This is a genomic window from Leucobacter sp. wl10 (assembly GCF_003569785.1).
GTDB lineage: Bacteria > Actinomycetota > Actinomycetes > Actinomycetales > Microbacteriaceae > Leucobacter.
The window spans coordinates 44,585-50,734 of sequence record NZ_KZ984010.1 but is presented as its reverse complement, the minus strand read 5'-3'; the positions used below and the strand labels follow the sequence as shown (position 1 = coordinate 50,734).

Sequence of the window (6,150 nt, the reverse complement as noted above, 5' to 3'; positions counted from 1 at the left end):
CACAGCCCGCCCTACACCCCCAAATACGAAGAGCCAGTTTTGTTCCTCTCATCGTGACTCAGCCTGTTGCGTAGAGCCTTTGGGTAATCTGCGGCGGGCCCGCATGCGTCGAGACGCCCGTCGGCACGTTCTTGCTCCCCGGCTTCGGGAACAGAGTTTGGCGTGTCGTCGGTGGTGCTGTCTACGATCGGTCATGCGCGGTCCGGCGCGCTCCCCGATGAGAGGAGCACCGTGCCGTCCGAGTGGCATCCGATCCAGCACGTGCGCCCTTGCGAGTGGGTGCTCTGGTACTCCGGGTTCGCCAAGGCGTACGGCATCATCCGGGAGCTCAACTTCGGGCACGGCCGCAATGCGGAGGTCTGGTATCGGGCTCGTCACATACGCCCCCAACCCAGCCAACCGCCAACTGATCGGGTACCACCAGAGGCATCGATACCGGGTCAGCCCAACGGCACCACGGCTGCGTCGAGTGTCACCGTCACTCCATCAACAACACCGACAGATCGGAAGAACGTGAGCCGCTGGTACGTGAAGTAGGTCACCGTTGACTGCATGATGCCCGTGTCGAGTTCCTTCCATACATCCGTGTCTGCGTTGTAATACGACAGCGCGTAGGGGACGTCGACAGGCACTCCAGAAGCATTCCGGAACATGGTCGTGGTCCGGTAAACAATAAGCCCTCCCTGACCTGGCTCCGAAGTAGCAGTCAGCGTACCCGACGGCTGTGGACCGCCCGACGCAGCCGCCGCTGGAGCAGCAACTGCGACCATAACCACCGGCATCGACCACGCCGCACCCGCCAGCATCGTCCTACGCGTCACATCGCTCACATGAGCCCCCTGATCTCTCTATTGCCAAGCTATGATCGGCATGCCGTCCCTCGTATCCACCGATCGGGCGAATAGCCATCGGTATCCTCTGCGTGGAAGCCTGCCGGGTTCAAGCAACCGTAATAGCAGGACCCTGCGCGATCAGCGCGCTTTCGACATACAAGCGCGGGGTGTACACCACTTGCTCGGCAGCCGGAACCCAACGGCGGAACTCGATCAGAAACGAGTACAAGCCCGGCGCGGGGTCGCTAGACCTCCACCCCAAGTACGGATACGCGTACGTGGCGTCAGGAGGCCAGGACGACTCCACCGACAAGATCACCCAGTCCCTGATGAGACTGGGTGCCACGTGAAAATTCGCTCTTCCCGCCGGCAGGCCGGGAGGGATTTCCAGGAAGGCGCGAGCTTGCTGACCGTCCGACACAGACGCACGGTCCCAGTACATCAGCGGGATACCACCACCACTTGCTGTTGCAGCGGGGGCGGCAACCGACACCGCAACCACGGGAAACGACCATGCGCCCGCGCGCATGACTGCACGCCTGGATGCTTCTACCATCGCGGTGAACTCCTTGATCGGTAAAAACGTCCCCGGTCGTCGAGGAGGACGACCGGGGACGCTGGAGCTGTGTGGAAGCCTGGTGTGGCCAGCCCCATTCTGCGCGTATAAAGGATGGCAGCAATTCGAGTAGAGCGCAAGTCCACTGAAATTGGGATGCGCTCGGCTTCACCCCGTGATACAACGTGAACCCCATTGACCGCGGAGAGGACGTCTAGTGACTGAGGTCGAGAGACTGCCGCCTGTTCCGCGATCAGCACCCCGCCGGTGCCGTACCCGAACTTCGCCGCCCCGTGCCAGTCGCCGCGCTCGGCCTTCTGCCGGTTCGCGCGCCTGATCCGGTCGGCCTTGTGCCCGGACTCGTACGCCGCCATCGCGACGAGCTGGCGGGCCATCAACCGGTCCTCGTGCGTGTTCAGATCGAACGCGCCACCCATCACCGCCTCAATACGGATCGGGTGCGACTCCACCAAGTCGATCAAGTCCTCCAACTCCCGGGGACGGCGGTAGAGGCGGTCCACATGCCACGCCACCACCCGCGACGAGCCCCTCGGCGTCGACGGCGCGGCGCTGCACCCGATCACGGCCCTGCTCGTCGTGCCCCCTGCTGCGCACGGTCGCGCGCGCCTGAGGGATCGCGCCGCGCGATCGGAGGGACGGGCGGGAAGCTCGGGAAGAGTGGGAGAATGGGCGGTGGCCCGCGATCCCGAACCCGAGAGGCGCCCATGACCCCGCTCCCCCCGCAGCCCATCAGCCCGCTCGACGGCCGCTACCGTTCGCAGGTCGCGGGCCTCGGCGACACCCTCTCGGAGGCCGGGCTCAACAAGGCGCGCGTGCACGTCGAGGTGGAGTGGCTCGTCTATCTGACGCAGCATTCGCTGCTGGGCGGCGCCCCCATCGCCGAGGACCAGGTCGCGTCGCTGCGCGAGTGGGCGGCGAACTTCGGACAGCCCGAGATCGACGAGCTCGCCGAGACCGAGCGGACCACGCAGCACGACGTGAAGGCCGTCGAGTACCTCGTGCGCGCCCGTCTCGAGCGGCAGGGTCTGGGGCACCTCGCCGAGCTGACGCACGTCTGCTGCACGAGCGAGGACATCAACAACCTCTCGTACGCGCTCACCGTGAAGCAGGCGATCGCCGACGTGTGGCGGCCTCGCTTCGAACGGGTCATCGCCGAGCTCGCCCGCCAGGCCGAGCAGTACCGCGAGCTGCCCATGATGAGCCGCACGCACGGCCAGCCCGCGACGCCGACGACGCTCGGCAAGGAGCTCGCCGTCTTCGTGCACCGCCTCGAGCGCCAGCTGAACCAGATCGACGACATCGAGTACCTGGGCAAGTTCTCGGGCGCCACCGGCACCTTCGCTGCGCACCTCGCCGCCGATCCCGATACCGACTGGGCCGAGGTTTCGCAGGAGTTCGTCGAGGGCCTCGGCCTCGACTGGAACCCGCTCACCACGCAGATCGAATCGCACGACTGGCAGGCCGAGCTCTACACGCGCATCGCGCACGCCAACCGCATCCTGCACAACCTCGCGACCGACGTCTGGAGCTACATCTCCATCGGCTACTTCCGTCAGATCCCGGTCGCGGGGGCCACCGGATCGTCGACCATGCCGCACAAGGTCAACCCGATCCGCTTCGAGAACGCCGAGGCCAACCTCGAGCTGTCGAACGCGATCCTCGACTCCCTCGCCGCGACGCTCGTCACGAGCCGCTGGCAGCGCGACCTCACCGACTCCTCGTCGCAGCGCAACATCGGAGTCGGCCTCGGGCACTCGGTGCTCGCGCTCGACAACATCTTGAAGGGCCTCGGCCGGATCGACGCGGCGCCCGAGGTGCTCGCCGCCGACCTCGACGCGAACTGGGAGGTGCTCGGCGAGGCGATCCAGACCGTGATCCGCGCCGAGGTGACCGCCGGCCGGTCTTCGATCAAGGATCCCTACGCTGCCCTCAAAGAGCTGACGCGCGGACGCCGCATCGGACAGGCCGAGCTCGTCGAGTTCGTCGAGGGCCTCGAGATCGGCGAGGCGGCGAAGGGGCGCCTGCTCGCGCTCACGCCCGCCGCCTACGTGGGCGACGCGGCACGGCTGCTCGACTACCTGCGGCGCTGAGGGGCGACGGCCCTGGCGCATCCCGCGCCGCTGTGCCAGAGTGGAAACATCTGACGAGAGGATCTTCGTGTCCGAGCAGGTTCCCGCCACGCCGCAGCCGGCCCCGGCCGCCCGATTCGCGCGCCCCCGCACGATGCACCGCTTCACAGCGCGTCGCGTCACGGTCACGGATATCGCCGAGATCGAGCGCTTCACGCGAGTGACCCTGTCGAGCGACGAGCTCGGCGACTGGGCGAGCACCGGGCCGGGCGATCACGCCCGCGTGTTCTTCCCGGACCCCGAGACCGGAGAGCTGCTGGCGCCCGCGCCCGTCGGCCCGGAGGAGAGCGGCATCGTGCGCCCCGATGGGCCCGCCTTCGGCCGCGACTTCACCCCGCTCAACGTGCGCGAGGACGCCGGATCGGGGCACCGCGTCTTCGATCTCGACATCCTGCGCCACTCGGCGCCCGGGCCCGCGGCGCGCTGGGCCGCTCGCGCCGAGCTGGGTGACGAGGTCGTGGTCGTCGGCCCGCGCGGCTCCGTCTCCGTGGCGTCCGGCGCCCCCCGCGTGCTCTGCGTGGTCGACGAGACCGCGCTGCCGGCCACCGCGCGCTGGATCGAGGACATGCCGGTCTCGGCCCGCCTCGAGGTCGTCGCCGACGTGGCCGACGGCCTCGACTGGGTTCGCGCCTACCTCGCCGCCCAGGGCGGCCGCGACGTTCCCGTCTCGGCCCCGCCGACCGGCCCCGCCGGCCTCGCCGATGCCGTGCGCGAAGCGGGCGTCGGCGCCGACACCTACGTGTTCGCCGCCGGCGAGGCCACTCGCCTCATTCCACTGCGCCGCCTGCTGCGCTATGAGCTCGAGCTGCCGCGCGAGCAGTACGCGATCACCGGATACTGGAAGCGCGGAGCGGCGGCGTTCGACCACCACGCACCGATCGACCCCGAGGACCCGGAGGACTGAACCCCCGAGAACCGGCATAGGTGCGCCGGTCCCACTGGATAGCATGGTGGCATGAACTCGACGCGGCGTTCACGCATCTCGCTCACGGCGGTGCTCGACGAGTTCTTCTTCGTGTATGCCGGACTTGCCGCGGTCTGGCTGGCCTGGCTCGTGCTCACCGAGAGCTTCAGCTTCGGGTGGTTCGGAGTCCTGTTCCTCATCGCCTTCTGGGTGCTCCTGGCCTACCTGGCGCTCCCCCGCCTGCACCGCATCCTGACGACCATCTACGTGCCCGACTACTTCATCGGTCGTACCCGCACGAGTGACGGGCTGCTCGGCGATCCCATCAACGTCACGCTGCGCGGCACCGAGCAGCAGCTGCACGAGGCGATGGATCGGGCCGGCTGGATCCGCGCCGACCCGATCACCCTGCGCTCCTCGTGGCGCATCGTGGTGTCCACACTCGCGCGGCGCAGCTACGAGCGCGCACCCGTGAGCCCGCTGTTCCTGTTCGGGAGGGTGCAGGACTTCGCCTACCAGCAGGAGGTGGCGGGCAATCCCGCCAAACGGCACCACGTGCGCTTCTGGCGCACGCCCGAAGATTGGCTGCTGCCGGGCGGGGCGCAGGTGGATTGGCTGGCAGCCGGCACCTTCGACCGCGCCGTCGGGTTCTCGCTGTTCACGTTGCAGATCACGCATAAGATCGACGCCGACATAGACGTGGAACGCGACCATGTCGTCGGCACGGTGCTGCAGGGCAGCCCGACGGTGCATCTGGACGTGCTGGCCGACTTCTCCACCGGATATCACTCGCGCAACGGCGGCGGCGACAGCATTCGCACCGACGGCGACCTGCCGATCCTCGACCTGCGCCCGCTCGCCGAGAGGATGCCGCATGCCTGACGAGCCTCGCAAGCGGGCCGCGATCGAACCGCCGACCACCCTCTTCGGCCGCGAGGCGCAACCCGCCCCGACCACGAACAGACCGGTCGCGGTCTCCGGCGGTGCCGCCCTGGTCGTCGCGCGGGCGGGAGGCGCCGTGCTGTGGGGCGCGGGTCTGCTACGGGAGTGGGGATCGATTCGGGCCGAATTCGAGTTGAGCGGGGAGGAATCCATGCTGATGCTCGGGATTCTGCTCGGCCTCCAGGCGCTCTGGATGCTCCTGCTGCTCGTGCTGGCCTGGCTCGTGTGGCGCGGGAGCAACATCGCCCGCAGCCTCGTGATGCTCGGCGCCGCCGTGAGCATCACGGCCTCCGCGGTCTCCTACTTCACCTCCGGGGAGGAGATCACGGTGCGCACCACCCTGCTCACCCTGGCGCTCGACATCCTGATCCTGCTCGCGCTCTCGAGCCGGGATGCGCGCGCCTGGACGCGGCGGCCGCGCGCTTGACGCCCGTCGGACGCCCTCCGCGCGCCGATCAGTGCCAGTTCTTGCCGTCGGGGCGACGCAGGTCTTTGCGCGCCTCGAGATCCTCGGCGCTGGGCCTGCCGCCGAGCCCGACGAGCGCCACTATCACCACCGAGACGATGAAGCCGACGCCCAGGAAGATCAGCGCGAGCACCCAGTCACGGGTCGCCATCAGCACGACGAGTCCGGCGAACACGCCGAGCACGGCGGCGAAGCCGACGAGCTCGAGCGGGCGCAGGCGATCGCGACGCGATGGGGTCACGGAATCGTGCTTGGCGGGCTCTGAGGACTGACTCATCGTCTGCTTTCGGGTCGTGTGA

General features: G+C 68.3%; 7 protein-coding genes. 4 read left to right on the top strand and 3 right to left on the bottom strand.

The window, feature by feature from the left end:
- Nucleotides 1–440: 440 nt before the first annotated feature.
- Nucleotides 441–830 carry a hypothetical protein gene (locus D1J51_RS15990; RefSeq protein ID WP_119076910.1) on the bottom strand — a complete coding sequence of 130 codons (390 nt, stop codon included), beginning with the start codon at nucleotides 828–830 and terminating at the stop codon, nucleotides 441–443.
- 552 nt (nucleotides 831–1,382) lie between these two features.
- A complete protein-coding gene (locus tag D1J51_RS18230) occupies nucleotides 1,383–1,925 on the bottom strand; it encodes a recombinase family protein (protein ID WP_256386028.1) in 543 nt (180 codons plus the stop codon).
- Between the two features lie 189 nt (nucleotides 1,926–2,114).
- Here D1J51_RS18230 and purB point away from each other — a divergent pair, with 189 nt between their 5' ends.
- The 4 genes from purB (at nucleotide 2,115) to D1J51_RS15960 (ending at nucleotide 5,812) form a co-directional block, all read left to right on the top strand.
- Nucleotides 2,115–3,500 carry an adenylosuccinate lyase gene (gene purB / locus D1J51_RS15975; RefSeq protein WP_119076906.1) on the top strand — a complete coding sequence of 462 codons (1,386 nt, stop codon included), beginning with the start codon at nucleotides 2,115–2,117 and terminating at the stop codon, nucleotides 3,498–3,500.
- Nucleotides 3,501–3,567: 67 nt separating this feature from the next.
- A complete protein-coding gene (locus D1J51_RS15970) occupies nucleotides 3,568–4,443 on the top strand; it encodes a siderophore-interacting protein (protein WP_240423370.1) in 876 nt (291 codons plus the stop codon).
- 51 nt (nucleotides 4,444–4,494) lie between these two features.
- Entirely contained in the window at nucleotides 4,495–5,325 is an 831-nt protein-coding gene (locus D1J51_RS15965) for an LssY C-terminal domain-containing protein (protein WP_119076904.1), read from the top strand.
- Complete coding sequence (locus D1J51_RS15960) at nucleotides 5,318–5,812, top strand: hypothetical protein (RefSeq protein ID WP_119076903.1); 495 nt, start codon at nucleotides 5,318–5,320, stop codon at nucleotides 5,810–5,812. The genes D1J51_RS15965 and D1J51_RS15960 overlap by 8 nt, the downstream gene beginning before the upstream one ends.
- Nucleotides 5,813–5,840: 28 nt before the next feature.
- On the opposite strand, the gene D1J51_RS15955 is transcribed toward D1J51_RS15960, so the two are convergent.
- On the bottom strand, nucleotides 5,841–6,128 hold the full coding sequence (locus tag D1J51_RS15955) for an ABC transporter ATP-binding protein (RefSeq protein ID WP_119076901.1): 288 nt from the start codon (nucleotides 6,126–6,128) through the stop codon (nucleotides 5,841–5,843).
- Nucleotides 6,129–6,150 lie beyond the last annotated feature (22 nt).